30 protein-coding genes and 1 riboswitch are annotated in these 25482 nt (G+C 72.9%); of the genes, 21 read left to right on the top strand and 9 right to left on the bottom strand.

Annotated features, from left to right (window positions below; genetic code table 11):
* The first annotated feature begins 80 nt into the window (after positions 1-80).
* The 8 genes from ACK2IS_RS11170 (at position 81) to ACK2IS_RS11135 (ending at position 7016) form a co-directional block, all read left to right on the top strand.
* The gene (locus tag ACK2IS_RS11170; protein WP_409483406.1) at positions 81-1514 is read left to right on the top strand and encodes a thioredoxin domain-containing protein; all 1434 of its coding nucleotides are present in this window, start codon (positions 81-83) and stop codon (positions 1512-1514) included.
* Between the two features lie 111 nt (positions 1515-1625).
* The gene (locus tag ACK2IS_RS11165; RefSeq protein ID WP_409483405.1) at positions 1626-2183 is read left to right on the top strand and encodes a DUF3072 domain-containing protein; all 558 of its coding nucleotides are present in this window, start codon (positions 1626-1628) and stop codon (positions 2181-2183) included.
* A 106-nt stretch (positions 2184-2289) separates the two neighbouring features.
* Positions 2290-3327, top strand: coding sequence for a YihY/virulence factor BrkB family protein (locus ACK2IS_RS11160; protein ID WP_409483404.1), 1038 nt, complete (start codon positions 2290-2292; stop codon positions 3325-3327).
* A 175-nt stretch (positions 3328-3502) separates the two neighbouring features.
* A complete protein-coding gene (locus tag ACK2IS_RS11155) occupies positions 3503-4501 on the top strand; it encodes a hypothetical protein (RefSeq protein ID WP_409483403.1) in 999 nt (332 codons plus the stop codon).
* A 129-nt stretch (positions 4502-4630) separates the two neighbouring features.
* The gene (gene dapB, locus ACK2IS_RS11150) at positions 4631-5380 is read left to right on the top strand and encodes a 4-hydroxy-tetrahydrodipicolinate reductase (protein WP_409483402.1); all 750 of its coding nucleotides are present in this window, start codon (positions 4631-4633) and stop codon (positions 5378-5380) included.
* A gap of 110 nt (positions 5381-5490) precedes the next feature.
* On the top strand, positions 5491-5889 hold the full coding sequence (locus tag ACK2IS_RS11145) for a VOC family protein (RefSeq protein WP_409483401.1): 399 nt from the start codon (positions 5491-5493) through the stop codon (positions 5887-5889).
* 297 nt (positions 5890-6186) lie between these two features.
* A complete protein-coding gene (locus ACK2IS_RS11140; protein WP_409483400.1) occupies positions 6187-6612 on the top strand; it encodes a VOC family protein in 426 nt (141 codons plus the stop codon).
* A complete protein-coding gene (locus tag ACK2IS_RS11135; protein WP_409483399.1) occupies positions 6609-7016 on the top strand; it encodes a VOC family protein in 408 nt (135 codons plus the stop codon). The genes ACK2IS_RS11140 and ACK2IS_RS11135 overlap by 4 nt, the downstream gene beginning before the upstream one ends.
* Before the next feature lie 86 nt (positions 7017-7102).
* Here the strand turns inward: ACK2IS_RS11135 and ACK2IS_RS11130 are convergent, their stop codons facing one another.
* Positions 7103-7606 (bottom strand): GNAT family N-acetyltransferase, encoded by a 504-nt coding sequence (locus ACK2IS_RS11130; RefSeq protein ID WP_409483398.1) that lies wholly within the window; start codon positions 7604-7606, stop codon positions 7103-7105.
* A gap of 119 nt (positions 7607-7725) precedes the next feature.
* Between ACK2IS_RS11130 and ACK2IS_RS11125 the strand changes: the two genes are divergently transcribed.
* The gene (locus ACK2IS_RS11125; protein WP_409483397.1) at positions 7726-8253 is read left to right on the top strand and encodes a GNAT family N-acetyltransferase; all 528 of its coding nucleotides are present in this window, start codon (positions 7726-7728) and stop codon (positions 8251-8253) included.
* 87 nt (positions 8254-8340) lie between these two features.
* Positions 8341-9162: an alpha/beta fold hydrolase gene (locus ACK2IS_RS11120; RefSeq protein WP_409483396.1), complete on the top strand. Its 822-nt coding sequence runs from the start codon at positions 8341-8343 to the stop codon at positions 9160-9162.
* Between the two features lie 58 nt (positions 9163-9220).
* On the opposite strand, the gene ACK2IS_RS11115 is transcribed toward ACK2IS_RS11120, so the two are convergent.
* The 6 genes from ACK2IS_RS11115 to ACK2IS_RS11090 form a co-directional block, all read right to left on the bottom strand.
* Positions 9221-10480 carry an MFS transporter gene (locus ACK2IS_RS11115; protein ID WP_409483395.1) on the bottom strand — a complete coding sequence of 420 codons (1260 nt, stop codon included), beginning with the start codon at positions 10478-10480 and terminating at the stop codon, positions 9221-9223.
* A gap of 82 nt (positions 10481-10562) precedes the next feature.
* A complete protein-coding gene (locus tag ACK2IS_RS11110) occupies positions 10563-10919 on the bottom strand; it encodes a cyclophilin-like fold protein (protein ID WP_409483394.1) in 357 nt (118 codons plus the stop codon).
* A gap of 50 nt (positions 10920-10969) precedes the next feature.
* Positions 10970-11614, bottom strand: coding sequence for a lactate utilization protein C (locus ACK2IS_RS11105; RefSeq protein ID WP_409483393.1), 645 nt, complete (start codon positions 11612-11614; stop codon positions 10970-10972).
* Positions 11611-13149: a lactate utilization protein B gene (locus tag ACK2IS_RS11100; protein WP_409483392.1), complete on the bottom strand. Its 1539-nt coding sequence runs from the start codon at positions 13147-13149 to the stop codon at positions 11611-11613. The genes ACK2IS_RS11105 and ACK2IS_RS11100 overlap by 4 nt, the downstream gene beginning before the upstream one ends.
* Positions 13146-13949, bottom strand: coding sequence for a (Fe-S)-binding protein (locus ACK2IS_RS11095; protein ID WP_409483391.1), 804 nt, complete (start codon positions 13947-13949; stop codon positions 13146-13148). The genes ACK2IS_RS11100 and ACK2IS_RS11095 overlap by 4 nt, the downstream gene beginning before the upstream one ends.
* Before the next feature lie 20 nt (positions 13950-13969).
* Complete coding sequence (locus tag ACK2IS_RS11090; RefSeq protein WP_409483390.1) at positions 13970-15649, bottom strand: L-lactate permease; 1680 nt, start codon at positions 15647-15649, stop codon at positions 13970-13972.
* Positions 15650-15789: 140 nt separating this feature from the next.
* On the opposite strand from ACK2IS_RS11090, the gene ACK2IS_RS11085 reads away from it, so the two are divergent.
* Entirely contained in the window at positions 15790-16542 is a 753-nt protein-coding gene (locus ACK2IS_RS11085; RefSeq protein ID WP_409483389.1) for a FadR/GntR family transcriptional regulator, read from the top strand.
* On the opposite strand, the gene ACK2IS_RS11080 is transcribed toward ACK2IS_RS11085, so the two are convergent.
* Positions 16523-17098, bottom strand: a complete 576-nt coding sequence (locus tag ACK2IS_RS11080; RefSeq protein WP_409483388.1) for an N-acetyltransferase family protein — start codon at positions 17096-17098, stop codon at positions 16523-16525. The genes ACK2IS_RS11085 and ACK2IS_RS11080 overlap by 20 nt on opposite strands.
* Positions 17099-17174: 76 nt before the next feature.
* Here ACK2IS_RS11080 and paaA point away from each other — a divergent pair, with 76 nt between their 5' ends.
* The 6 genes from paaA to ACK2IS_RS11050 all read left to right on the top strand — a co-directional run bounded on the left by paaA (position 17175) and on the right by ACK2IS_RS11050 (position 21791).
* The gene (paaA, locus tag ACK2IS_RS11075; protein ID WP_409483387.1) at positions 17175-18242 is read left to right on the top strand and encodes a 1,2-phenylacetyl-CoA epoxidase subunit PaaA; all 1068 of its coding nucleotides are present in this window, start codon (positions 17175-17177) and stop codon (positions 18240-18242) included.
* Complete coding sequence (paaB, locus tag ACK2IS_RS11070; protein ID WP_409483386.1) at positions 18239-18526, top strand: 1,2-phenylacetyl-CoA epoxidase subunit PaaB; 288 nt, start codon at positions 18239-18241, stop codon at positions 18524-18526. The genes paaA and paaB overlap by 4 nt, the downstream gene beginning before the upstream one ends.
* Entirely contained in the window at positions 18523-19320 is a 798-nt protein-coding gene (paaC, locus tag ACK2IS_RS11065) for a 1,2-phenylacetyl-CoA epoxidase subunit PaaC (RefSeq protein ID WP_409483385.1), read from the top strand. Before paaB ends, paaC begins: the two co-directional genes overlap by 4 nt.
* 14 nt (positions 19321-19334) lie before the next feature.
* Complete coding sequence (paaD, locus tag ACK2IS_RS11060; RefSeq protein WP_409483384.1) at positions 19335-19817, top strand: 1,2-phenylacetyl-CoA epoxidase subunit PaaD; 483 nt, start codon at positions 19335-19337, stop codon at positions 19815-19817.
* 3 nt (positions 19818-19820) lie between these two features.
* Positions 19821-20942 carry a 1,2-phenylacetyl-CoA epoxidase subunit PaaE gene (gene paaE, locus ACK2IS_RS11055; RefSeq protein ID WP_409483383.1) on the top strand — a complete coding sequence of 374 codons (1122 nt, stop codon included), beginning with the start codon at positions 19821-19823 and terminating at the stop codon, positions 20940-20942.
* A 252-nt stretch (positions 20943-21194) separates the two neighbouring features.
* On the top strand, positions 21195-21791 hold the full coding sequence (locus tag ACK2IS_RS11050; protein WP_409483382.1) for a hypothetical protein: 597 nt from the start codon (positions 21195-21197) through the stop codon (positions 21789-21791).
* 55 nt (positions 21792-21846) lie between these two features.
* Here ACK2IS_RS11050 and ACK2IS_RS11045 read toward each other — a convergent pair whose 3' ends face one another.
* Complete coding sequence (locus ACK2IS_RS11045; protein WP_409483381.1) at positions 21847-22482, bottom strand: GNAT family N-acetyltransferase; 636 nt, start codon at positions 22480-22482, stop codon at positions 21847-21849.
* A gap of 81 nt (positions 22483-22563) precedes the next feature.
* A riboswitch (cobalamin riboswitch) is annotated at positions 22564-22693 on the top strand.
* Between the two features lie 31 nt (positions 22694-22724).
* Here ACK2IS_RS11045 and ACK2IS_RS11040 point away from each other — a divergent pair.
* The 4 genes from ACK2IS_RS11040 to ACK2IS_RS11025 are packed head-to-tail and all read left to right on the top strand — an operon-like array spanning position 22725 to position 25480.
* On the top strand, positions 22725-23429 hold the full coding sequence (locus tag ACK2IS_RS11040; protein WP_409483380.1) for an energy-coupling factor ABC transporter permease: 705 nt from the start codon (positions 22725-22727) through the stop codon (positions 23427-23429).
* Positions 23426-23821 carry an energy-coupling factor ABC transporter substrate-binding protein gene (locus ACK2IS_RS11035; RefSeq protein WP_409483379.1) on the top strand — a complete coding sequence of 132 codons (396 nt, stop codon included), beginning with the start codon at positions 23426-23428 and terminating at the stop codon, positions 23819-23821. The genes ACK2IS_RS11040 and ACK2IS_RS11035 overlap by 4 nt, the downstream gene beginning before the upstream one ends.
* A gap of 1 nt (position 23822) precedes the next feature.
* A complete protein-coding gene (gene cbiQ / locus ACK2IS_RS11030; RefSeq protein WP_409483378.1) occupies positions 23823-24599 on the top strand; it encodes a cobalt ECF transporter T component CbiQ in 777 nt (258 codons plus the stop codon).
* Complete coding sequence (locus ACK2IS_RS11025; protein WP_409483377.1) at positions 24596-25480, top strand: energy-coupling factor ABC transporter ATP-binding protein; 885 nt, start codon at positions 24596-24598, stop codon at positions 25478-25480. The genes cbiQ and ACK2IS_RS11025 overlap by 4 nt, the downstream gene beginning before the upstream one ends.
* Positions 25481-25482: the final 2 nt, after the last annotated feature.

The raw sequence follows: 25482 nt of genomic DNA, 5'->3' as shown, positions 1-25482 counted from the left end.
CCGCCCCGCACCTCGCGTGCGCGCCGCTGCCGCCCGATCCCCTGCCGCGCACCCGGCGCGGCACCGACACAGGAGTTCTTGTGCGCACACCCTGCCCTCGCCCGTCGACGAGCCGTGCTCTCGCCGGGGGCGTACTGGCGGTCGCCGTCAGTGCTGGTCTCGTCCCGACCGCGGTCGCCGCCCCTCACGACACCACGTGTCCCGCATCGGCCCGCCCCTCGGCCCTCGCCGTGCAGGCGGGCGCGGCTCACCGGCCGGCCACGGCGCTGCGCGCCGACCAGTCGGTCATCGACGTCGACGCGAGCAACCTGGCCCAGGTCAAGGAGATGGCCCGCACCAAGCCGGTCGTCTTCGTCGTCACCGCTCCCTCCTGGTGCGGCTACTGCAAGAAGCTCGACCCCGTCATCCGCAGGTACAACGCCGACGACAAGGGCGCCTGGATCCTCGCGATCATCGACGTCGACAAGGCAGGCGGGGCCGAGAAGGAGTTCGGCGTCGACGGCTACCCGACCATGGTGCCCTTCGGGCGGTCCGGCGAGATGCAGGACCCGGGCCGGATGGCGGGCTGGGCCGGCGAGAGCGGCACCCGCGAGTGGGTCTCGTCCGTGACGAAGGCCTACGGTCCGGGCGACGACCCGACGGCGGAGCCGACTGCGGCACCTACGGACGGGCCGACCGACGAGCCGACCTCCGCCCCGTCCGACGAGCCGACCTCCGCCCCCACGGACGGGCCGACCGCGGCACCGACCGACAGCCCCTCCGACGGCACCCTGCCCGCGCTGCCCCCCGGCGCCGTCCAGCTGACCGACCAGAACTTCGAGGAGGCCGTGATGGCCGAGTCGAAGAAGCGCACGGTCGTCATCGACTTCTCCAAGGACAAGTGCGATCCGTGCCTCAAGATCGCGCCGGTCCTGGACGAGAAGTACCGCAAGGACGCCGGGAAGTGGCAGTACACCCGTCTCGACGGCACCCAGTTCCCGCAGCTGTGGAAGAAGTACGACAACCCCTGGTTCCCGACCCTCGTCGCCGTCAAGGACGGCAAGGAGCTGGCGCGACGCTCGGGCTTCGAGGGTGACACCCAGCAGGTGACGGACTGGCTGGACAAGGTCGCGCAGGGCGAGGCCCCGGCCAGCGACCCGGCGGTCGTCGAGCTCAAGGACGCCGCTGCGTGGGACCAGATCACCGCCATCTCCAAGCGCCACCCGGTCGCCGTCCGGGCGCATCGGGACGGCTCTGACCAGGCGTCTGCCGAGCAGGGCAAGGTCGCGGCCGAGATGGTGAACGGTGACGGAGGCAAGTGGACGCTGGCCAACGTCGACCTGGAGGACGAGGACGCCGCGTCGCTGCTCGAGGAGCACGGCGTGGAGGTGACCGACGCGCCGAAGATGGTGGTCTTCTACAACGGCAAGATCCAGGACCTCGCCGCCCTGGAGGGCCCCTCGACCAAGGAGCAGCTGCGCTCCTGGGTCGACACGATGCTGAGCACGCACTACCCGACGCTCGCGCTGCGCTGACCGAGGGCTGCACCGATCTGGCCGGTTCCTGGTGGGGGCCGGCCAGATCCGGCATACGGCGTGCTGCCGCCGAGGGTGATGACCGCGGCAGGAGTGGGTATGGCGTGGGTCATGAGCGACCAGCAGCCCCAGATCCCCCCGATGGACGAGCCGCCCTACGAGGAGGTGCCGCCGCCCGCCGAGCAGGTCCTGCCGGACGACGCCGAGCGCGGCCAGCGTGGCCCGGCGAGCTCCCAGACGGGCGCCGAGCAGACCGGGGTCGACGACGCGGCCCCGCCCGTGGGCGGTCCGAGCCTCACCCAGGAGGGCTTCGCGGCCCAGGGCAACCAGCAGGCGGCCGCACGCCGCCCGGACGTGCAGCGGCAGGCCGAGCAGCAGGCCGCTCCCCAGGGCGGCCAGGGCCAGGGCGGCCGGCAGGAGATGCTCGGCGCGGGCAGCGGCCCCGCCGGGGCGCCGATCAAGGACCCTGAGACCTGGGTGACCGGTGACCAGCCGGCCACCGAGGCGCAGAAGGCCTTCCTGGACTCCCTCGCCCGCGAGGCCGGCGAGCAGATCCCGGCCGACCTCACCAAGGCCGAGGCGTCCGAGCACATCGACCGCCTGCAGCAGGTGACCGGTCGAGGCCCGCAGCAGGGGCGGGCGCAGCCGGGGCCGGACCTCCAGGGCTGAGCCGGCGACGAGGACCGCGGGCGGGCTCCCTCGACCGGCCGTCGCGACGGGTGCACCGGGCTTCACGCTGAGTCGGGCACAATGACGCCGGGAGAAGGGAGCGTCCGTGGCGATCGTGGACAAGGTGGACCGCTTCCAGCGTCGACACCGATCGGTGGGGTTCCCGCTCGCGGTCGTCTACAAGTTCTTCGACGACCAGGGGCCCTACCTGGCGGCCCTGCTGACGTACTACGGCTTCCTGTCGGCCTTCCCGCTGCTCCTGCTGCTGTCGTCGATCCTCGGCTTCGTCCTGCAGGGACATCCCACGATCGAGCACCGGATCATGGAGTCGGCGCTGAGCCAGTTCCCGGTCATCGGGACCCAGCTGACCGCCCAGAGCCTGCACGGTGACGGCAAGGCCATCGCGATCGGTCTGACGATCGCGCTCTACGGTGCGCTCGGGGTGGGGCAGGCCCTGCAGAATGCCCTCAACGTCTGCTGGGCGGTGCCACGCAATCGGCGACCCAATCCCGTCGTCTCGCGGGGCCGGTCGCTGCTGCTGATCGTCACGGCGGGGCTCTTCCTGCTGGTGACGACCGTGCTGTCCGGGATCGCCAGCTCGGCCTCGGCCTACGGCCTGGACCTGGGGTCCGGAGGTGGCTGGGCGCTCACCGCGCTCACCGTGCTGCTCAACGCCGGGATCTTCCTGCTGATCTTCCGGATCGCGACGGCGCACCCGATGCGCTGGCGGCGGTCGATCCCGGGCGCGCTGCTGTCGGCCCTGTGGTGGCAGGTGCTGCAGAGCATCGGGACGGCCTACGTGAGCTTCGTCGTCAAGGGATCCAGCGACGCGTACGGCGTCTTCGCGCTCGTCCTCGGTCTGCTCGGTTGGGGCTTCCTGGCGTCGTGCGGGGTGGTGCTGGCGATCGAGCTCAACGTCGTGCTCGCCAAGCACCTGTACCCGCGGGCCCTGCTCACGGTGTTCACCGACAACGTCGACCTGACCGACGCCGACAAGAAGTACTACGAGGGTCTGGTCAACGCCAACCGGCTCAAGGGCTTCCAGCAGGTCGACGTGTCCTTCGAGCGGACGCTGGAGGACCTGGAGGCGGAGACCCGGCCGGTGCCGCGGCGACGCCCGCGCCGAGGCTCACCCGGTCGGTGACGAGCGGGTGGTCACCGCGGTGGCGTGTCGGGCGCCGTCCTGGTCACGGCGGGGCATCTCCTGCCTGACCCGCTCGCGTCATTTGTCGAATGGGCCTGGTGCATCTGGGGATCCGAGCCCCATCCTGGCGATGGACGCCCACCAGGGGGGAGGGCGCCGACCATCAGGAGCCATCATGCCTCGCATCATCACCACCATCGTCGCCACCGCCGCCGCCGTGACCCTGCCCATGGGGGGCACACCGACCGGGCCGACCGCTGTGGCAGCGCCCGCCACGACCACGACCGTGGCGACGGCTCGCGCAGTGACCCCCAGCGTCAAGACGTCATACCTGGTCGCCACCCGCTCCCGGGGGACGGCCCGGTTGCAGCTGGTCGACCGGGCGACCGGCGTGACCACGGCGACGCTGGTGACCCGACCGCTCGCAGGCTTCGGCCACTTCGCCGACGCCACCATCGCCGGGGACGGCTCGGTGTGGGTCGTCGAGCACGGGGCGAAGTACTACGACACCACGCTGCTGCGCATCAAGAACGGCGCGGTGACCGAGGTCATGCCGTATGTCACGACGGCACGGGTCTCGCCCGACGGCCGACGGATCGCCGTCACCGTGCAGGAGCCGGACTTCGACCGGGACGGGTTCGCCACCTCCTCCGTGCGCGTGGGGCCGGTCACCAGCACCCTGACCGCGCTGAAGGTCCTGAGCCAGGCTCCCGTCGAGGTCGATGCCGGCTCGGACGACCGAGCGCCCACGGCGCTCTCGGACACCTCCGCGGTGCAGGCCTGGCTGGGCAACGACCACCTGGCGGTCACCACCTGGCACAACCGCACGGGCAACGTGGACCTGGTGTCCGCACGGTCCGGGCGGACCACGGCGTCCGTCACCGGCCCCGACCCCGTCACCGAGGTGGTGGGGATCCGCGGCGCCGACGCCTACCTGCCGGTGGCGGCGTGGAACGCCGGAGGAAAGGTCACGGGCTACGACGTCTACCGGCTGTCCGCGACTCGCAGCCACGCCGTCAAGGTCGGGCGGGTCGGACTCACGGCGTCCGGTCGGCCCGCCCTGGCTCCCTTCCTGCGCAAGGTCGGCGCCACCCCGACCCAGGCCGCCGGCCTCCCCCTGCGCTACCGCCCGGTCGAGGGCGTGACCCTGGACGCGACCTTCCAGGGGATCTGAACCGTCACCTCGGGGTCGAGGGATGTCTCGACCCCGAGGGGCGGGGGAGCGGGGGCGTCGCGCACCCGTCCGTCGACCGGATGCCGTCGCCCGCGCCGAGCGGGTGACTCGCGGGCCTAGGCTGGCCGCATGAGCGACACGATCAAGGTCTCCGTCATCGGCGCCTCCGGGCGCATGGGCTCCACGGTGTGCGACGCGGTCGAGGCCGCGACGGGTCTGGAGCTGGTGGGCCGGTTCGACCAGGGCGACGACCTCGGCGACCTTGGCGGTGCCGACGTGGTCGTGGAGTTCTCGATCCCGGATGCCTCGCCCGCCAACGTCGCCCACTGCGTCGAGCGGGGGGTGCACTGCGTGGTCGGGACCACCGGCTGGAGCGAGGAGCGCCTCGCGACGCTGCGCGAGCAGGTCGAGGCGGCGCCCGAGGGCACCGGGGTGCTCATCGCCCCCAACTTCGCCATCGGTGCGATCCTGATGATGAGCTTCGCCGCCCGGGCGGCGCGGTTCTACGAGTCGGTCGAGGTCGTCGAGCTGCACCACCCGCGCAAGGTGGACGCCCCCTCCGGCACGGCCGCCCGCACCGCCGACCTGATCGGCGCCGCCCGCGAGGAGGCCGGCCTCGCGCCGATCCCCGACGCGACCGAGCACGACCCGGATGGGGCCCGCGGCGCGCGGGTGCACGGGGTGCCGGTGCACTCGGTCCGACTGCGCGGGCTGGTGGCGCACCAGGAGGTGCTGCTCGGCGGCGAGGGGGAGATGCTGACGATCCGGCACGACTCCTTCGACCGGGTGTCCTTCATGCCTGGCGTGGTCGAGGGCGTGCGTCGCGTGGCGGAGCACCCCGGCGTGACCGTGGGTCTGGAGCACTACCTCGGCCTGTGACCGACGGGGCCGGCGACGCCAGGGGAAGTGGCCGAGTCCGCGCTCCTGCCGATGACGCGGCGCCCCGTCCACCTGTGGACCGGGCGCCGGGCGGATGGTTGCATGGCCTGATGACTCTGTCAGCGAGGCTGGACCTGATCGTCCTGGACTGCCCCGACGTCACGGCGCTGAGCACGTTCTACTCCCAGCTGCTCGGCTGGCCCGCCCAGGACGGCTCCGACGAGGATTTCACCACCCTGGTCCCGCCGGGTGGCGGGGTGTCGCCGAACAACCCCGACGGTCGAACCTCGCTGGCCTTCCAACGCGTCGACGACTACACAGCTCCGACCTGGCCGGGCAGCACGCACCCCCAGCAGCTCCACCTCGACTTCTGCGTGGCGGACATCGACGCCGCCGAGCCCGAGGTGCTCGCCCTGGGCGCCACGCGGCACCCGCACCAGCCCTCGAAGGACGGCGCTTTCCGCGTCTACCTCGACCCCGCGGGGCATCCCTTCTGCCTGATCCGCTGACCGTGGCCCAGGAGACGACGCCACGACGGTGGGTGGCTGCCGCTGCCGAACGGTGGGGCCCGACGAGACGATCCGCCGGTGCACCGCCATCCTGGCCGGCTCGGCACCTCGGAGGCTGAGACCGCCATACTCCTGCTGGCGAACGACGACCATCCGCGCGTGCGCGCGGCGCCGAGAGGGCCCTCGCCTAGGCGCTCGAACCTGCCGTGGCGTGATCGCCGGATCGGGCGAGACCCCCACCGACCCGCACCGCGGGACCACCGACCACCCAGCCGGCTCCGGCGAAGGAGGACCACGATGATCCAGAGCGGCTTCATCAACCTCTACACCGACGACATGCCCCGGGCCCTGCGCTTCTACGCCGAAGCCCTCGGCTTCCGCGAGACCTTCCGCGTCCCCCACGGACGACCCCGCCCACGTCGAGCTGGCCTCCGGCACCATGCAGATCGCGTTGTCCACCAGCCAGGCCGCTCGGGATCACCAAGGCATCGACCCCACCCCCGGTGCCCGTCCGGTTGCCTGGTGCTGTGGGTCCACGACCTCGACGCTGCGTTCGAGGCCGCGACCAGGGCCGGGGCCGTTGTGGTCACAGCGCCTCACGCCGCCGGGAACAACAACCGAAACGCCCTGCTGCGCGACCCGGACCGCAACCTCGTCGAGCTCGTGGCCAAGGCCACCGCGGTCGCACCCGATGCCGGCGAGGACCTCCAGGTGGCCCCATGACCCTGTTCTCGAACCCGCAGATCGTCCTGTTCGTGCGCGACATCGAGCGGGCCCTCGCCTTCTACTCGGTCATCGGCTTCACCGAGGTCTATCGCGTTCCTGACGTCCCAGGCCAGGAGCCCGTGCACGTGGACCTCGAGCTTGACGGCTACCGCCTCGGCCTCGCCACCGAGGAGACGACACGGCTCGACCACGGCCTCGATCCGGTCACCACGGGACAGCGGGCCGCGGTCATCCTGTGGACCCACGACGCCGGCGCCGCCTACGCTCGGCTCGCCGACCTCGGGGCCACGCCCGTGCACCCACCTCACCCATTCCTCGACAGACTCGTCATCGCCTGGGCCGAGGACCCCGAGGGTCACCCCATCCAGGTCGTCCAAGCGGTCTCCGTCAACGCGGACTGACTCATCCCCGTACGGGGCCTGCCTCACCCCTTTCCGGGGACGTGGAGGGCTGGGCGCGGATCGGTCGAGGTGGTCGCCACGAGCCGTCATACGGCGTGCCAGTCGCTCCGCCGCAGCTCGTAGACGACATGTCCATCGGGGCGCAGATCCGGCAGGCAGGTCGCGCCGAGCTTCTCCACAGCACGTCGCGAGCGGTAGTTGTGGGGCGCGACGGAGAAGTGCACGCGACCGACGGCGCCGAAGGCGTGGTCCAGCATCAGGCGCTTCAGCTCCTGGTTCGTGCTGCCGCCCCAGTGGGACCGCGCCAGGAAGGTCCACCCGATCTCAAGGGGCCCCGGCGCGCCCGGGACGTGAAACCGGGAGGTGCCGATCACGTCGCCGTCGAGCGTCTCGACGACCAGCGCGCCGCCCGACCTCAGGGCATCGTCGAAGAACTCGTCGAACTCGACACGCCGGTAGCGGTCGGACGGATGCTGCTCCCAGATCAGGGGATCGCCGGCGACTGCGTAGAGCGCCTCGCGGTCGGCGTCGGTCAGGGGGCGCAGTCGCAGGGTCGGCCCGGTGAGGGTCGGCTGCCTGTCCAGACTCATGGCCGTCAGTCTCCCTGCTGTCGGGGCCGGCGAGCGGCGCCTGCGACGATCCCGCGCCCACCGAGCCGATCGTCGAGTCCAGGTGTCGAGGTGGCGCGCCCCTGGCTAGGGTTCGGGGCATGAGCCGCGGTGGGTTGAGGGCGCTGGAGGCCGGCGACGCCGAGGCCGTGCTGCGGGCCTTCGCGAGCGATGCCGCCATGGCCCGACAGGGGACCGTGCGAGACCTGGGCGAGGCCCGGGCGTATGTCGGGCGCCTGCTGGCCTCCGGGTCGGGGTGCCGGCCCTGGGCCGTCGTGGATGACGAGCTGGTCGGGCTCGTGGCGGTGAACGTCGACCACGAGAACCGGAGCGGCTGGTTCTGGTACTGGATGAATGCCTCCTACCGTGGTCGTGGCTGGACGTCGGCCGCGGCCGTTGCCGTGGCGAACTGGGCGCTCGGCGAGGGCGGTCTCGAGCGGCTCGAGCTGGGACACCGGGTCAACAACCCGGCGTCGGCGCGGGTCGCCCTGGCCGCGGGATTCGTGCACGAGGGGACGGAGCGCGCCAAGTTCCTCGTGGACGGGCAGCGCATCGACGTCCTGACCTACGGTCGCCTCCGCACGGACCCCTGGCCGCGCGATGGCCTCTTCCGGGTGCCGGTCTCCTAGCCCGCGCACCAGGTCGACGGGCCGCCACGCTCGCCCGCTCGTGTCTCGGGTCGCGGCGGGCGAAGGCGGCTGGCTAGGGTCTCGCGCATGGCTGCTGCACCGTCCCCTGCACGCTGGCCCAGAGCCTTCGTCGAGCGGCGCGGATCCGGTGTGCCCGTGGTAGCCCTGCACGGGAACGGGGTCGATCACCGTCTGCTCCTCGCCGTGGACCCGGCCCTCGCCGGCTCCGGCGGTCTGGAACGGCTCTACCTCGATCTGGCGGGCTTCGGGCAGACGCCGGCTCTGCCCGCCCCGGGTGGGCTGCCTGAGCTCGCGGACTGGCTCGTCGGCCAGATCCGAGAGCTCGTGGGCGTCGAACCCTTCGCGCTCCTGGGGAACTCGCTCGGCGGGCTCCTCGCACGCCACGTGCGCGCCGTCCTGCCCGGTCAGGTGCTCGGGCTCGCCCTCATCGCTCCCGTCGTCGACCCCGACCCCTCCCGCCGCACCCTGCCCGCCTTCGAGGTCGTCGAACGCGACGAAGGGCTCCTCGCCTCACTCGCGGCAGCAGACCGAGCCGACTTCACCGCCATGACGGCCCGCCAGACGCGGGCGACGTGGGACCTGTTCTCGGCCTTCGCCCTGCCAGGGATCCGAGCGGCCCGTCAGGACGCGATGAACCGCCTGGGAGACCGCTACTTCCTCGACCCGCACCTGGACTCCAACGCAGGAGTGTTCGCCGGCCCGACGCTGGTCGTCACGGGCCGGCAGGATCACGTCGTCGGCTACGAGGATCAGCACGATCTCGTCCGGGCCTGGTATCCCCACGCCACGTACGCCGCTCTCGACGGCGCCAGCCACAACGTCCATCTCGACCGCCCTCACGCCGTGCACGCTCTCCTGCGCCAGTGGGCTGACGACCTGCCCCGCTGACCCCCGGGCCGCCCGTGCTGCCCGCCCCAGGTGGCTGCCCGGGCTCGCGGGGGGGCGTTCAGCGCCCGGTGCCGGCCGCCACATCCTCCGTGGAGCGGGCGATGCCGCGCGCGGTGAGCCAGGCGGCGATGCCGAAGCCGATGACGGCGACGACGAGGGTGAGGTGGACACCGGTCAGGGTGATGAGGATGCCCGCGGCCGCCGACCCGGCAGCGGCGAGGGTCCGGTTGACCGAGCGGCGGGCGCCGTTGACGCGACCCATCAGGACATCAGGGGTCTGGGACTGCCACAGCCCCATCTCGTTGGCGTTGCTGACGCCCATGGCGGCGCCCAGGATCGCCAGCGCGACGAAGACCACGACGTCGGCGTGCGGCACGAGCGTGCTCGCCGCCACGAGGCCCCAGGCGAGGGGGTACGCCGCCCGCGCGGCCACCACCACCGGTCCGGACCCGTGCCTGCGCCCGAGCCGAGCTGCGGCGAAGGTGCCGGCGAGGCCGGCCAGCCCGGAGCAGGTGAGCAGCGCCCCGTAGGCCGCCGGGCTGAAGCTCATCGTCCGCAGCACGAGCAGGGCCAAGGTCGTCATCGCGATGCCGTTGGCGAGGAACCAGGTGTGCGTCGACAGGGCGAGCGGTCCCAGCGACGGGTGCCGATAGGTCCAGGAGAGCCCCTCACGGACCTCCTCGTGCAGGCGCCGCCGCGTGTCGTGGCGCGCAGGCTCGACGACCTCCATGCCGGCCACGAGCAGGGCCTCGACCGCGTAGCTGACGGCATCGAGGGCCACGGCCAGAGGTGCACCGATCGCGGCGACCAGCGCCCCGCCAGCAGCCGGCCCCAGCGTCTGCGCAGCCGAGTCCGTCTGGTCCAGGCGGGCATTCGCCGTCACGAGCTGCCCGCGCGGCACCAGGAGCGGCAGCAGCGACTGCGTCGCCGCGAACCCGAACACCGAGAAGCTGCCCAAGGCCAGGAGCGCGACGACCAGCATCCATGCGTCGAGCAACCCCGTCAGCCCGAGCGCAGGTATGGCGGCCAACGAGACGGCCCGCCCCACGCTGGACCACACGAGCACCGGCTTGCGCGGCCACCGGTCGACGTAGGCGCCGGCCACGAGGCCGAGCGCGGCATACGGCACGAGCTGGGCCGCGTTGACCAGGCCCACCTCGGTGGGCGACGCCGCGAGGTGCTGGACGACCAGCACCGGCATCGCCACGGCCGTGACCGCTGTCCCCGCCGAGCTGATGGCAGCCCCCGCCCAGTAGCGCGCGAACGCGGCTCGGGACGTGCCGCCTCCGGGCTCGGGGGTGGGGTCCGTCGCGGTCACCTCGGCATCCAACCATCGACGGTGGCGCCCGGCGTCCGCCTGCGTCGCCTCGTGGGCCGCGCCAAGCGAAACCGCCTGAGGATCAGGCCTGCTCGAGGGTGGCGGTGAACCGCCGACCCAGCCCCGGCAGGGCGGCATGGTCGTCGACCTGCCCGAGGCGGACCAGCTGCGACCAGGGGCCGACGGGGGCGTGATAGATCGCGAGCACCCCGAGCGGTTCGTACCACGCGATCTCGCCCGGCGCCGGCTCGTGCTCCCCGGCCAGGTCGAGCCCGGTGAGCGGCTCGGCGAGGGTGGTCATCACCTCGACCCCCTGGTAGTCCCGGAAACGTCCGGTCAGCGGCAGCCGGGCGGCCAGCACGCGGCCGGCGGGGGAGTCGTCCAAGGTGCCGGTGAGCGTCGTGTCTCCGACGCGGATCCGGATCGGCATACGGTCCATGGACCTGACGATAGGGCCCGGAGACGGTATGCCGCCTGCGCAGGCGCAGGTCATTGCGCGACGATCACGTGCAGCGTGCGAGGGCCGTGGACCCCCTCGACGCGGGAGAGCTCGATGTCGCTGGTCGCGCTCGGGCCGCTGATCCAGGTGGCCGGGCGACCCGCCCGCAGCGAGGGCGCGAGGCGCGCCACCGCCTCGGGCACGTCGGAGACGACCTGGTCGGCGCGGACCACGCAGACGTGCACGTCGGGCACGAGGGACAGCGCCCGCCGCCCTTGGTCCGGTCCGTGGTCGAGGATGATCGTGCCGGTCTCGGCGACCCCGACGGCGCAGCCGGTGACGACCGCGTCGACGCCGTCGAGGGCGGCGGACGTGAGCCGGTCGTCCCGCAGGGTCCGCACCCCGGCCTGCTCGACGGCGCCCCGCCAGGCGGGGTCCAGCCCGTCCGGCAGCACCACCGTCTGCACCCGGTGGGCGGTGAGGGCGGATGCCACGCGGGTCGGCACCTGGTCGGCCGGGCAGCGCTCGACGACGGCGCGGTAGTCCTCGACCCGCTCGGCGAATCGCCCGACTACGTCGGGCATCTCGGTGGGTCGGCCGTACCGCCACGCGACCTCGACGTCGGCCTCCGGGGTCGACCGGGGGACGTCGGCGAGGGCCGTGCGGATGCGGCCGAGGATGGCATCGCGGCTCATCGCTCCGCTCCTGCCTGCCGGTGCGGGTCGTCGCCACGCTCCCGGGCCCACCAGTCGCGGAAGGACTCGGTCGGGAGCATCTGGACGTCGCGAGCCCCCGTCCAACGGGAGAGCGGCCAGGGCAGCGTCCCGAAGTGGTCGAAGCGACGGCCGAGGACGCGCCCGGTCAGGCCCGAGGCCTTCATGACCGCCCCCCAGCGACGGTGGTCGCCCATCACCCAGGAGGCGCTGGCCACGACGGCGGGCTCGGAGTGGGGCACCTGGTCGGCCTTCGTGGCCTCGACGACCTTGGCGCGCATGTGGACGAGCAGCTCGGGGATCGGGATGCGCACCGGGCACACGTCGAAGCACGCGCCGCACAGCGTGGAAGCGAAGGGCAGCGAGCGGTCCACGCCCGACGCGGTGCCGCGCAGCTGCGGGGTGAGCACGGCCCCGATCGGTCCGGGATAGACCGAGCCGTAGGCATGCCCGCCGACCTTCTCGTAGACCGGGCACACGTTGAGGCAGGCCGTGCAGCGGATGCAGCGCAGCGCCTGGCGTCCGACGTCGTCGGCGAGGACCTTGGTGCGTCCGTTGTCCAGCAGCACCACGTGCATCTCCTGCGGTCCGTCGCCCGCCGCGGGTCCGGTCCACAGCGAGGTGTAGGGATTCATCCGCTCGGCGGTGGAGGATCGGGGGAGCAGCTGCAGGAAGACCTCGAGGTCCTCGAGGGTGGGCACGACCTTCTCGATGCCCACCACCGAGATCAGGGTCTCGGGCAGGGTCAGGCACATGCGCCCGTTGCCCTCGGACTCGACGACGGCCAGCGTGCCGGTCTCGGCCACGGCGAAGTTCGCCCCGGAGACGGCGACCTTGGCCCGCAGGAACTTCTCCCGCAGGTGCAGCCGGGCCGTGCCCGCGAGGTGGGCGGGGTCGGTGTCCAGGTCCTGCGGCGCGGGGCGGCCGTAGCGGCCCATCTCGTCGCGGAAGATCTCGCGGACCTCGGCGCGGTTGCGGTGGATCGCGGGGACCAGGAAGTGCGAGGAGCGGTCGTGACCCAGCTGGACGATGAGCTCGGCCAGGTCGGTCTCCCAGGCGGCGATGCCCGCGGCCTCGAGGGCCTCGTTCATCTCGATCTCCTGGGTGGCCATGGACTTGACCTTGACCACCTCGGCGGTGCGCTCGGCGACGGCTTGGTCGCCGACCTTGGCGCGCACGAGGTCCACGACGATCCGGTTGGCCTCCTCGGCGTCGCTCGCCCAGTGCACGGTGGCGCCCGCCCGGGTCAGCGACTCCTCCAGCTGCAGCAAGTAGTGGTCCAGGTGGCGCAGGGTGCGGTTCTTGATCGCCTCGCCCGCGAGCCGCAGCTCCTCCCACTCGGCGTGCTCGGCCACCACGTGCTCGCGCTTGGTGCGGATCGTGGTCATCGCGTGGTGGAGGTTCTTGCGCTGCACCGGGTCGGCGAGCTCGCGGCGTGCGGCGTGCGGGAAGGCCGGGCTGTCGACCAGCTCCCCGGGCGGCGGCGCCGGGGTGCGGCGCGGGGGTGGGGTCGTCATCGTGGGTCTCCCGTCGGCTCGTCCTCGGTGCTCGCGAGGATCTCGGCCAGGTGGATGGGGCTTATGCCGGAACGCTGCCGACCGAGCACACCGCCGATGTTCATCAGGCAGGAGTTGTCGCCCGCGACGACGTACTCCGCACCGGTCTCGCGCACGTGCTGGGCCTTGTCGCCCGCCATGGCCACGGACACGTCGGGATTCTTCATCGAGAAGGTCCCGCCGAAGCCGCAGCAGCGGTCGGCGTCGGGCAGGTCCACGACCTCGATGCCCTTGACCGCGCGCAGCAGCTGCAGGGGCCGGTCGCCGACCTTGGTCACCCGCATCGAGTGGCAGGTCGGGTGGTAGGTCACCCGGTGCGGGAAGTAGGCCCCGACGTCGGTGACACCGAGGACGTCGACGAGCAGCTCGGACAGCTCGTAGGTGCGGGTCACCACGCCGGCGACGCGTCGCTGGAGCTCGCTGCTGCCGTCGCGGCGGGCCAGCATCGGGTGCTGGTCCCGCACCGACCCGACGCAGGAGCCGGAGGGGCCGACGACGTAGTCGTAGCCCTCGAAGGCCCGCAGGTAGGTGCGCACCGACGGCATGGCCTCGTCGAGATAGCCGGTGTTGGTGAACACCTGCCCGCAGCAGGTCTGCTCGGGCGGGAACTCCACCCGGCAGCCGAGCCGCTCGAGCAGGGTGACCACGGCCCGCGGGGTCGAGGGGAACATCGTGTCGTTGATGCAGGTGGCGAACAGCGCCACGGTCAGTCCCTCGCCAGGGCGGGCATCCGCCCGGGGGGAGGGGTCGTGCTGGGTCATGGGGAGTCCTCCGGGGTCGGTCACGGCAGCATCCAGGACAGCACCGGCGTCGACTGCAGCCCGACGATCAGGCACAGGACCGCCAGCAGGCCGAGGCTCCACCACAGCACCCGGCGCAGGATCTCGGACTCGCGCCCGAGCAGGTCGACGGCGGTGGCGGCGATGGTGAGGGACTGGGGGGAGACCATCTTGCCCACGACGCCGCCGGAGGTGTTGGCGGCGACGAGCAGGGTGGGGTCGATGCCGGCCTTCTTGCCGGCCGTCTGCTGCAGCGTCGCGAACAGCGCGTTGGCCGAGGTGTCCGAGCCGGTGACGGCGGTGCCGAGCCAGCCGAGCACCGGCGACAGGAAGGCGAACGCCGCGCCCGTGCCCGCGATCCAGGTGCCGATGGTGATGGTCTGCCCGGACTGGTTCATGACGTAGGCGAGGGACAGCACCGAGGCGATCGTCGGCGCGGAGCAGCGCAGCGTGCGCAGGGTCCGGGTGACCTCCCGGCCGAGGGCGGCCGCGGGCACCCGGTCGACGAGTGCGACGACGAGGGCGCACAGCAGCAGCATCGTCCCGGGGCTCGACAGCCACTGCAGGGTGTAGACCGTCGAGGTCGACGGCTTGCCGGCGGCGGTGAGCACGTGCCCGTCCAGGCCGGGCCAGTGGATCTTGAGGTCGGTGCCGGTCAGGAGGTCCTTGATGGGGATGACCAGCTTGGACAGCGAGAACACCACGATGACGAGCAGGTAGGGGAACAGCGCCATCCCGACGCGCGCGGCCGGCAGGAGGGTGCGCCCCTCGGTGTCCGCGGCCGGCCCGCGGCGCTCCTCCTCGGTCACGACGGCCCGCTGCGCGTCCCGGTCGGCGTGCAGCCGGGCGAGGGCGTCGGCGCCGCCCGGCGGGTGCCAGACGCGCAGCAGGAGCACGGCGGCGCCCAGACCGACGAGCGAGGCGATGACGTCGGTGAGCTCGACGGACAGCCAGGTCGCCGAGACCCACTGGGCCGCCGCGAAGGACAGCCCGGTGACGAGGGCGACCGGCCACAGGTCGCGGACCCCGCGGCGGCCGTCGGCGAGCAGGCAGAGGAACACCGGGACGAAGGCCGCGAGGATCGGGGTCTGGCGTCCGACATACGCGCCGATCTGGGTGTAGGGGATCGTGGTGAGGTCGCCCGCGGTGATGATCGGGATGGCGATGGCGCCGAAGGCGACGGGGGCGGTGTTGGCGAGCAGCACCACGGTCGCGGCGCGCAGGGCCGAGAAGCCCACCGCCATCAGCATCACACCGGTGATGGCGACCGGCGCGCCGAAGCCGGCCAGGGCCTCCAGCAGACCACCGAAGCAGAAGGCGATCAGCATCGCCTGCACGCGCGGGTCGTCGCTGATCAGGTCGAACACCCCGCGCAGGTCCTCGAACCGGCCGCTGGCGACCGTGACCTGATGGAGCAGGATGGCCGTGAAGACGATCCACACGATGGGGAACAGGCCGTAGACCGCGCCCTCGGACGCCGAGAGCAGGGCGAGGGGGGCAGGCATGCGGTAGGCCAGCACGGCGACCAGGAGCGACACGGCGAGCGCGGCCAGGCCGGAGGTCCACGCCCGCCACCGCAGGGCACCGAGGGCGACGAAGATCGTCGCCAGCGGGAGGCAGGCGACCAGCGCCGAGAGTGCAAGGCTGCCTCCCACCGGGGCCGGGTCGGGTCGAAAGATCATGGGAACTCCATCGTTCTCGGCAAAAGATCAGACCTTTTCTGGATGGTCAGACCTTTAGGGACTACTATGCATGAATCGGTATGACCACCTCAAGGGCCCAGGGTCCTGTCGGGGCTCCGGAAACTGACACAATGCGGGACATGAAGGCCTACGAGACGGTCATCCACCACGTCGAGACGGGGATCCTCGACGGGAGCCTGCGGGTGGGCACGCACCTGCTTCCGGAGCGGGACCTGGCGGCCGAGCTGGGGGTGAGCCGGTCCGCGGTGCGCGAGGCGATCCGGGCGCTGGAGGCCCAGGGTGTGGTGACGTCGGCGGTCGGGGCGGGCAAGGACGCCGGCACCCGGATCACCGACATGCGCAGCGCTGCCCTGTCCCGGCTGCTCAAGCTCCACGTCGCCCTGGCGAAGTATCCCGTGGACGAGGTGGTCGAGGCGCGGGTCGCGCTGGAGCGCTCCAGCGTCGCCCTCGCCGCCCGGCGCCTGGACGACGCCGGCCGGGACCGCCTGCGCGCCCTGCTCGACCGGATGGCAGACCCCGCCGTCCACCAGGACGAGTTCAACGCGCTCGACACGGAGTTCCACGTGGTCCTGGCCGAGAGCGGACACAACCGGCTCGTCACCGACATGACGGTCGCGGTGCGCGAGTCCCTGCGGCGACCGATCCTGGACGCCGAGCGCTCGCTCGCCGACTGGGAGAGCTTCCGCAGCTCGCTGCAGGAGCACCACGAGGCGATCTACCACGCCGTGTCCGCGGGCGACGGGGAGCGGGCGGCCGAGCTCGTGGAGCAGCACATCCGGGCGACCTACACGATCCTGCCCATCACCCTCGGCGAGATCACCTTCGCCACGGGACAGCCGGGCACGGCGGGGGTCAGCCCAGTGCGCAGGTGAGCCGCACCTCGCGCAGCAGGTCCCGCTCGTCCGGGCCGACCACCCGCTCCCGGCGCGCGCTGTCCGGCCGCAGGCCCGCCGCCTCGAGGAAGGCCCGCGACCCTGGGAGCCCGGCGGGCACCCAGGCATAGACATGCAGGAAGCTCGCCTCACGCAGCAGGTCCACGGCCGCGTTGAGCAGGCGGCTGCCGTGGCCCTGGTGCCGGGCGTCGGGGTGGATCCCGAGCTCCAGCAGCTCTCCGTCCCCGGGCTCGGCGTCGGGGTCCTCGCACGGGCCGATCGCGGCGTAGCCCACCACCTGGTCGCCCGCGCACGCCACCACGAGTCGGTGCCGCGGCGACGGCGGCCGCTCCAGCGACGCGCGCCAGGCGCGGGCGAAGGGCAGGGGCTCGAACCCCGCGAGGACCTCGGCCGGGACCAGCCCGGCGAAGCCCTCCCGCCATACGGCCGACTGGACCGTGCCCACCGCAGGTGCGTCGTTGACCCGCGCCTCGCGGACGCTCGCGTCGGCCTGCGGGCCGAGGGGGGAGGGGTGCTCGTGCTGGTGGTCGCTCACCTGGGTGATCCTCGCAGACCGGGGCGCGCCGACGATCCTTTTGCAGGGCGGGGCCGGGCCAGGGATACTTCTGGACATGTATGGCAACGACGTCATCGACCCGGACGCTATCGACCCGGACGAGCCGCTCAACGCGGCGGAGACCGACGACTACGCGAAGGCCCGCGGGGCCGCTGCCGAGGCGGACCGCGTCCCGGGTGACGGTGCGTCGTTCGACGACCTGATCCGCCGGGACCTGCGGATCGAGCCGCGTGACGACATGCCGGACGGCTATCGCCAGACGCTGATCCGCCAGATCGCCCAGCACGCGCACTCCGAGATCATCGGCATGCAGCCCGAGGGCAACTGGATCACCCGTGCCCCCAGCCTGCGGCGCAAGGCCATCCTCATCGCCAAGGTGCAGGACGAGGCCGGCCACGGGCTCTACCTCTACTCCGCGGCCGAGACCCTCGGCGTCGACAAGGCCGAGCTGCTCGACAGGCTCCACGCCGGCCGGCAGAAGTACTCCTCGATCTTCAACTACCCCACGCTGACCTGGGCCGACGTGGGCGCGATCGGCTGGCTCGTCGACGGCGCCGCGATCATGAACCAGGTGCCACTGTGCCGCTGCTCCTACGGCCCCTACAGCCGCGCGATGATCCGGGTGTGCAAGGAGGAGTCCTTCCACCAGCGCCAGGGTTTCGAGATCCTGTGGGTCCTCGCCCGTGGCACCGAGGAGCAGCGGGCCATGGCGCAGGACGCCGCCGACCGGTGGTGGTGGCCCGCGCTGATGATGTTCGGCCCCGAGGACTCCGGGCAGGCCGCCCAGCAGGGGCACACCGCGCAGAGCATGGCGTGGGGGATCAAGCGGTTCAGCAACGACGACCTGCGTCAGAAGTTCGTGGACATGACCGTCCCCCAGGCCCAGAAGCTCGGCATCACCCTGCCCGACCCGGACCTGCGCTGGAACGAGGAGCGGGGCCACTGGGACTTCGGCCGGATCGACTGGGAGGAGTTCTGGCGGGTGCTCAAGGGTGACGGCCCGTGCAACGCCGAGCGGATGAGCCACCGCATCGCGGCTCACGAGGACGGTGCGTGGGTGCGTGAGGCCGCCAACGCGTACGCCGCCAAGCAGGCCTCGCGCTCGAAGGAGAATGCAGCATGAGCGAGGCCTCCTGGCCCCTGTTCGAGGTGTTCGTCCGCGCCAAGCGAGGCCTGTCCCACGTCCACGTGGGTTCGCTGCACGCTCCCGACGCCACCTTGGCCCTGCACAATGCGCGAGACCTCTACACCCGACGCCAGGAGGGCGTGTCGATCTGGGTGGTCGAGGCCGAGCGGATCACCGCGTCCAGCCCGGACGAGCGCGGGTCCTTCTTCGACCCCAGCGCCGACAAGGTCTACCGCCACCCGACGTTCTACGACGTCCCCGAGGACGTGGAATACCTGTGAGCGACACCACCATCGCCGGCCCCTCGCGCACCGTCGCCGAGCCTGTCGACCTCGCGACCTACGTCCTCGGCCTCGCCGACGACGCCCTCGTCTACACCCAGCGCCTGGGGGAGTGGGTGTCCCGTGCCCCTGCCATCGAGGAGGACATGGCCTTCGGCAACATCGCCCTCGACCTGCTCGGCCAGGCCCGTGCGCTGCTGACCTACGCCGGTCAGGCCGACGGCACCGGACGCACCGAGGACGACCTGGCCTACCTGCGCGACGAGCGCGAGTTCCGCTCGGTCCACCTGGTCGAGATCGAGCGTGGCGACTTCGCCGTGGAGATGGCCCGGCTGCTGTGGTTCGCCACGGCCCGTCTGGCGGTCATGCAGCGGTTGACCACCTCGGCGGACGAGACGCTGCGCGGCGTCGCGGAGAAGGCCGTCAAGGAGCTGGCCTACCACCGCGACCACGCCCGCACCTGGGTGGTCCGCCTCGGTGACGGGACCGAGGAGTCCCACCGCCGCATGCAGGCCGGTCTGCAGGCCGTGGAACCCTACGTCGCCGAGCTGTTCGACGACTCCGCGGCCGAGACCGCGGCGGCCGAGGCCGGGGTCGGGGTGCGGCCCGGCGAGGTCGAGGACGAGGTCCGGGCGTATGTCGAGGACGTGCTCGCCGAGGCCACCCTGACCCCCGCCGAGCCCTCGCGCTGGCGCTCGCGCGACGGGCGCCGCGGCATCCACGCCCGGCCCATGGGTTACCTGCTCGCCGAGATGCAGCACATCGCGCGCTCGCACCCCGGCGCCACCTGGTGACCACGGTGGCGGCGGTGGCCGATGCCATCCGCGCCATCCCCGACCCGGAGATCCCCGTCATCACCATCGACGACCTCGGGATCGTCCGGTCGGTCGACGTGGACGAGGCCGCCGGCGTCGTGCGGGTCGTCATCAGCCCGACCTACAGCGGCTGCCCGGCCATGGGGCTGATCGAGGACCTCGTGCGCCACGAGGCCCGCAAGGGCGGGCTCGTCGCGGAGGTCACCACCCAGCTGTCGCCCGCCTGGACGACGGACTGGATGAGCGAGCGCGGTCGGGAGCGGCTGCGCGAGTTCGGGATCGCCCCGCCCACCGCCGGGGCCGCCGAGGCGGCGGCCGGCCCGGTGCCGGTGACGCTGTCCCGCCACCAGGTGTCCTGCCCGCACTGCGGCAGCGACCGGACGACCGAGGTGGCCCGCTTCGGGTCCACCGCGTGCAAGGCGTTGCGACGGTGCGACGCCTGCCGCGAGCCCTTCGACGAGTTCAAGGTGATCTGACAGATGGCTCTGCTGAGCAAGCCCGCCCGCCCGCGCCCGCAGTTCCACCCGCTCACGGTGGCTCACGTGGAGCGGCTCACCGACGACGCCGCGGCGATCAGCCTCGCCGTGCCCGAGGAGCTGCGGGAGACCTTCGCCTTCGAGCCGGGGCAGCACCTCACCGTGCGCCGCGAGGTCGGCGGCGGCGAGCAGCGCCGGTCCTACTCGATCTGTCTGTCGCGCGGCACCGCGGCCGCGGCGGGCCGGCTGCGCGTGGCCGTGGGCCGGGTCCCCGGGGGTGCCCTCTCACCCTGGCTGATCGACGAGGTCGCGGCGGGCGACGTGCTGGACGTCATGCCGCCGACCGGGTCCTTCGTGGTCCCCACCGACCCGACCCGCGGCCGACACCACTGCGCGATCGCTGCCGGGTCCGGGATCACCCCGATCCTGTCGCTGCTGACCACCGCGCTCGAGGAGGAGCCGGACAGCCGGGTCACCCTGATGTTCGGCAACCGCTCCACCAGCACGATCATGTTCCTCGAGGAGCTCGAGGACCTCAAGAACCGCTACCGCGAGCGGTTCCAGCTGATGCACCTGCTGTCCCGCGAGGCCCGCGACGTGGAGCTGTTCAGCGGGCGGCTGGACGAGCCGCGGCTACGTCGCATCCTGGACACGCTCGTGCCGGTCGACTCGGTCGACGAGTGGTATCTCTGCGGTCCCTTCTCCATGGTCGAGAACGCCCGCGAGGTGCTGGCCGCCGAGGGCGTCGTCACGGACCACGTGCACTACGAGGTCTTCCACGTGGACGACGAGCCCCGCGCCGCCCAGGACCCGGGCGAGGGCGCCGAGCCCGCGGCGGCGGGCGTCCTGGCGCGCGTCACCGTCAACCTCGACGGCCGCACCACCGACGTGGTGATGACGGACGCCGCGGAGACGATCCTGGACGCGACGCTGCGGGCCCGGCCGGACGCGCCGTACTCCTGCACGGGTGGGGTCTGCGGAACCTGCCGCGCGCGGGTCGTCGAGGGGCAGGTGCGGATGGACCGCAACTACGCCCTCGAGCCTGACGAGGTCGCCGCCGGCATCGTGCTGGCCTGCCAGGCCCACCCGCTCACCGAGACCGTCAGCCTGGACTACGACGCCTGACCGACGGCGGCCCCGGGCTGCCGGGCGCAGAGGGAGCCGAGCATGAGGGGTGCACGACGCGTCACCGCCACGACGGTCGGCGCGCTCGCCGTGACCTGCGCGCTCCTGCTGGGGGGTTGCACGGGCGAGCCGCTCGAGCTCCCACCGACCCCGTCCGGCGCCGCACCGTCCACCCCCGCGCCGTCGGGGCGTCCATCGACGCCCTCGCCCGCGCCCACCGTCCCGCCGGGAGGTCCTTTCCCGGTCCCCACGATGCCGGGGGGCGACGGCCCGCAGGCCGGGCCGGGCGAGGCCGAAGCCGTGCTCGACCAGGTGTCTCGCTTCCTCGCCGCGGCCTCCAGCCTGCACGCGGTCGGGACGCTCAACCACGGCGGGCTCCCGATGACCTTCGACCTCGCGGGCACGCGCGACGGGCTGATGCTGCAGGGCACGGTGTCGGTCGGCACCCAGCCGCCCGTCGAGATCCGCCGCGTCGACGGCGTGACGTACGTCCGGTCGCCGCGCACCACCACGGCGGCCCGTGGCCGGTTCGTGCGGCTGTCCAGCGGTTCCGCGACCCAGCTCGGCATCCTCGGGGTGGGCAGTTTCGTCGACGCGGTCCAGCGACTGACCGGGCACCGCGCGCCGATGCGGATGACCTCGGTGTCCTATGCCGGCCGGCGCGCCCGGGAACTCGCGCTCGGGCGTGTCACCACCCTCGTGGTGGCGGCGGACGGCAGCGGCCGGCTGCTCAAGGTGCAGACGACGGCGGGACCGGACGCGGGGAGCATCGAGTTCGACCGTTGGGACGAGCGTGTCGGGATCGCCGCGCCCCAGCGCTCGCAGGTCACCCGGCTTCCCGGGGGCTAGGTCCGGCGGTCGAGGTCGGGCAGGCCGGGGCGGCGACCGGGTCGGGACGATCCGGTCAGGCCCGGCCCTCGGCCGCCGGGGTGCCCAGGTCGGACCCGGCGGTGGTGGTGACGCCCCGGCGGGCGCGGTACAGCACGTGGTGGCGCAGGACGTCGTCGGCCGCGACGAGCGGGTGCTCGAAGTCGTCGGCGAGGTCGTGCGTCATGCCCAGTCGCTGCATCACGGCGCGGGAGCGCAGGTTGATCGAGGAGGTGAGGGCGACCACCTCCTCGAGCCCCAGGACCTCGAAGGCGACGCGGAGCACCTCGGTCGCCGCCTCGGTGGCATAGCCCTGCCCCCACGCCGACCGGGCCAGCCGCCAGCCGATCTCGATGCAGGGCATGAATGGTGCGGCGAATCGGGGCCGGTCGAGCCCCACGAAGCCGACGAAGGGCTCCCCACCGACCACCTCGACCGCCCACATGCCCCAGCCCCGCGCGCGGACGTGCTTGTCGAACCGGTTCGCGAGGTCGTCGCTCTCCTCCTGGGACAGGAGGGTGGGGAAGTAGGCCATCACCTCGGGATCGGCGTTGAGGGTCGCGAACGGTGCCCGGTCCTCGGGGCGCCAGGGTCGTAGGAGGAGTCGCTCGGTGCGGAGCTCCAGCGGGGGGTGCAGCAGGGAGGGCAGGGCCGTGGCATCCGTGGCGGACATGGGACGAGCGTAGAGCCCGGGCGTCGGTCGGCAACAGGCGCGACACCGCGGAAGATTTGAGAAGCATTATCATCAATTGCCGCTGTGGCATACTCCGAGGGTCATCCCGAGGGTGCGCAGGAAGCCGGTGAGAGCCCGGCGCGGTCGCGCCACTGTGAGCGCGGGCCGGTGCCCGCGCGAGCCAGAGACTGCCCCCTCGGCCACCTCCACCGGGACGCGTCATCCCCCCAGAAGGAGTGTCCATGCACATCACCGAGGGCTATCTGCCCCCGCTGCAGGCCGCGGCCTGGACCGCGCTCGCCGCCCCCTTCGTCGTCCACGGCGGCCGTCAGGTCGTCCGCGAGATCCGCGAGACCCCCGAGAACCGCCTCCTGCTCGGGGCCGCGGGTGCTTTCACCTTCGTGCTGTCGGCGATCAAGCTCCCCTCGATCACCGGCTCGTCCAGCCATCCCACCGGCACCGGCCTCGGGGCCGTGCTGTTCCGCCCGCCCGTCATGGCCTTCCTCGGCGGGATCGTGCTGATCTTCCAGGCCCTCCTGCTCGCCCACGGCGGGATCACCACCTGGGGTGCCAACGTCATGAGCATGGCGGTCGTCGGCCCCTGGGTGGGCTACGGGGCGTATGCCGCGGCCCGCCGACTCGGCGCTCCCCAGCTGGTGGGGGTCTTCCTCGCCATGGCCCTGGCCGACCTGTCGACCTACTGCACCACCTCGCTGCAGCTGGCGCTCGCGCACCCGGACCACGCCACGGGGGTGCTCGGCGCCCTGGGCAAGTTCCTCTCGATCTTCGCCGTCACCCAGATCCCGCTGGCCCTGGCCGAGGGCTTCCTCGGGGTCCTGGTGTTCCGGGTCCTGGCCGACGCCGCCCGTCCCGAGCTCGTCCGTCTCGGGGTCCTCGCCGCCGACCAGGAGCGCCCGGTCGTCCAGCGCCCGGAGGTGCTCGCATGACCCGGGCCCGGTGGATCACGCTCGGCTGCGTCCTGGCCCTGGTCGTGCTCTTCGCGCTGCCCTTCGCCGTCGCCCGTGGCGGCGCCCCGGACGGCGAGCGCTTCGGCGGGACCGACTCGGCCGCCACGGCCGCGATCGACGCGGCCGACCCCGGCTACCGGCCGTGGTTCCACAGCGTCTTCGAGCCGTCGAGCAGCGAGGTGGAGTCGGGGCTGTTCGCGATGCAGGCGGCGATCGGGGCCGGTGCGCTCGGCTACGTCGTCGGCCGCCTGCACGGCCGCCGCGACCGCTCTCGGCACGACGCAGGGTCGGGGTCGGCCTCGTCGCTCCCGACGGGCGGCGCCCTCGCCGGATCACGACCGACGAGCTCCGAGACCGGCGGCCGGAGCTGACGTGGCCGGCGGCCTGGCGATCGACGACGCGGCGTGGGCGGGGGCCTGGCGCTCCCGCGCGGTGGCGGACAAGGCGCTGCTCGGCCTGGGCCTGATGGCCGTGGCGCTGGTGCTCCCGCCCTGGCCCGGGTCCGTGATCGTCGCCGTCGCCAGCCTGCTGGTGCTCCTGCTGGGGGCGCGGGTCCCGCCGGGTCTGGTCGCCCGGGCGGTCCGGGCGCCGCTCGCCTTCATCGTGCTCAGCGCAGTCTCGGTGGCGGTGAGCCTCGGTGCGCCGCGGGCGGAGCCGGCGTACCTGCGCCTGGGCTGGCTGGCCGTCACGCACCGCGGGGTCCTCGAGGCCGCCGGGCTGACCGCGCACGCCTTGGCCGGGACCCTGGCCGTGCTGGTGCTCGCGGCCACGACCCCGATCGTGGACCTGCTGACGGCGCTGCGGCGGCTGCGGGTGCCCGACGCCTGCGTGGAGGTGGCCTCGTTGACCTACCGCCTGCTCTTCGTCCTCCTGGACGCCCAGGGGCAGATCCGCGAGGCGCAGGCGGGACGCCTGGGCTACCACGGGTGGCGGACCTCCCTGCGCTCGGCGGGGATGCTCGCCGCAGCGGTCCTCACCCGGTCGTGGGACCGGGCCCGGCGGCTGGAGGAGGGGCTCGCGGGCCGCGGCTACGAGACGGCGCTGCTCACCCTGCCCCGCACCGAGCGGCACTCCCCGGTCTTCGTCGTCGCGACGCTGCTGCTGATCGCCGTCGTCCCGGCCTCGTCCTGGGCGCTGGGGTCACGATGAGCCATCGCGGACCCGGCTGCCACCACGGCCGGCTCGACCCCGAGGTCTACCGGCTCGTCGCCCGCGGGCTGCGGGCGGGCTATCCCGGCGGCCCGGAGGTCCTGCACGGCGCGGACCTGCAGGTCACGGGAGGACGGCGGCTGGCGATCCTCGGCGCCAACGGGTCCGGCAAGACCACCCTGCTGCGCTGCCTCGCAGGAAGCCATCGGCCTGCGGCCGGTCAGGTGTATGTCGACGGCGAGGCGGTCGACCACTCGCGCAAGGGGCTGCGGGCGCACCGGCAGCGCGTGCAGCTGGTGCTCCAGGACCCGGACGCCCAGCTGTTCAGCGCCGACGTGCGCCAGGACGTGTCCTTCGGGCCGATGAACCTCGGGCTGCCCGTCGAGCAGGTCCGCGAGCGGGTGGGGGAGGCGCTGGCGCTCCTGGGCATCGAGCATCTCGCCGACCGACCGACCCACCAGCTGTCGTACGGCGAGCGCAAGCGGGCTGCCACCGCCGGAGCCGTGGCCATGCGTCCCCACCTGCTCCTGCTGGACGAGCCCACTGCCGGTCTGGATCCGCGCGGGGTCGACGAGATGCTCGACGCGCTCGGGCGGTTGGAGGAGCACGGCACCACCGTGGTGCTGTCGACCCACGAGGTGGACGCGGCGCTGGCGTGGGCCGACGAGGCGGCGGTCGTCGCCGACGGCACGGTCGTCCAGGGGCCGGTGGCCGAGGTGCTCGCCGACCGGGAGCTGGTGGCCCGGGCCCGGCTGCGGCATCCCTGGCAGGTGCAGGCGACCGAGCTGCTCGCCCGCGCAGGGATGCTCGCCCCCGGCGTCCGGGTCCGGACCGTCCAGGAGCTGGTATCCGCCCTGGCTGCGGCCCGGCAGGGTGCCTGAGC

The organism is Arsenicicoccus dermatophilus, assembly GCF_046267915.1.
In the GTDB taxonomy this organism is placed as follows: domain Bacteria; phylum Actinomycetota; class Actinomycetes; order Actinomycetales; family Dermatophilaceae; genus Arsenicicoccus; species Arsenicicoccus dermatophilus_A.
Note: the sequence above shows the minus strand (reverse complement) of the source record. Positions and strands in the feature narration are given on the sequence as shown.

Coding starts and splice junctions, on each gene's coding strand:
- ACK2IS_RS11165 (WP_409483405.1), top strand. CDS start 1,626: ATGAGCGACCAGCAGCCCCAGATCCCCCCGATGGACGAGCCGCCCTAC.
- ACK2IS_RS11155 (WP_409483403.1), top strand. CDS start 3,503: ATGCCTCGCATCATCACCACCATCGTCGCCACCGCCGCCGCCGTGACC.
- dapB (WP_409483402.1), top strand. CDS start 4,631: ATGAGCGACACGATCAAGGTCTCCGTCATCGGCGCCTCCGGGCGCATG.
- ACK2IS_RS11145 (WP_409483401.1), top strand. CDS start 5,491: ATGACTCTGTCAGCGAGGCTGGACCTGATCGTCCTGGACTGCCCCGAC.
- ACK2IS_RS11140 (WP_409483400.1), top strand. CDS start 6,187: ATGATCCAGAGCGGCTTCATCAACCTCTACACCGACGACATGCCCCGG.
- ACK2IS_RS11135 (WP_409483399.1), top strand. CDS start 6,609: ATGACCCTGTTCTCGAACCCGCAGATCGTCCTGTTCGTGCGCGACATC.
- ACK2IS_RS11130 (WP_409483398.1), bottom strand. CDS start 7,606: ATGAGTCTGGACAGGCAGCCGACCCTCACCGGGCCGACCCTGCGACTG.
- ACK2IS_RS11125 (WP_409483397.1), top strand. CDS start 7,726: ATGAGCCGCGGTGGGTTGAGGGCGCTGGAGGCCGGCGACGCCGAGGCC.
- ACK2IS_RS11120 (WP_409483396.1), top strand. CDS start 8,341: ATGGCTGCTGCACCGTCCCCTGCACGCTGGCCCAGAGCCTTCGTCGAG.
- ACK2IS_RS11110 (WP_409483394.1), bottom strand. CDS start 10,919: ATGGACCGTATGCCGATCCGGATCCGCGTCGGAGACACGACGCTCACC.
- ACK2IS_RS11105 (WP_409483393.1), bottom strand. CDS start 11,614: ATGAGCCGCGATGCCATCCTCGGCCGCATCCGCACGGCCCTCGCCGAC.
- ACK2IS_RS11100 (WP_409483392.1), bottom strand. CDS start 13,149: ATGACGACCCCACCCCCGCGCCGCACCCCGGCGCCGCCGCCCGGGGAG.
- ACK2IS_RS11095 (WP_409483391.1), bottom strand. CDS start 13,949: ATGACCCAGCACGACCCCTCCCCCCGGGCGGATGCCCGCCCTGGCGAG.
- ACK2IS_RS11090 (WP_409483390.1), bottom strand. CDS start 15,649: ATGATCTTTCGACCCGACCCGGCCCCGGTGGGAGGCAGCCTTGCACTC.
- ACK2IS_RS11085 (WP_409483389.1), top strand. CDS start 15,790: ATGAAGGCCTACGAGACGGTCATCCACCACGTCGAGACGGGGATCCTC.
- paaA (WP_409483387.1), top strand. CDS start 17,175: ATGTATGGCAACGACGTCATCGACCCGGACGCTATCGACCCGGACGAG.
- paaB (WP_409483386.1), top strand. CDS start 18,239: ATGAGCGAGGCCTCCTGGCCCCTGTTCGAGGTGTTCGTCCGCGCCAAG.
- paaE (WP_409483383.1), top strand. CDS start 19,821: ATGGCTCTGCTGAGCAAGCCCGCCCGCCCGCGCCCGCAGTTCCACCCG.
- ACK2IS_RS11050 (WP_409483382.1), top strand. CDS start 21,195: ATGCCGGGGGGCGACGGCCCGCAGGCCGGGCCGGGCGAGGCCGAAGCC.
- ACK2IS_RS11045 (WP_409483381.1), bottom strand. CDS start 22,482: ATGTCCGCCACGGATGCCACGGCCCTGCCCTCCCTGCTGCACCCCCCG.
- ACK2IS_RS11040 (WP_409483380.1), top strand. CDS start 22,725: ATGCACATCACCGAGGGCTATCTGCCCCCGCTGCAGGCCGCGGCCTGG.
- ACK2IS_RS11035 (WP_409483379.1), top strand. CDS start 23,426: ATGACCCGGGCCCGGTGGATCACGCTCGGCTGCGTCCTGGCCCTGGTC.
- ACK2IS_RS11025 (WP_409483377.1), top strand. CDS start 24,596: ATGAGCCATCGCGGACCCGGCTGCCACCACGGCCGGCTCGACCCCGAG.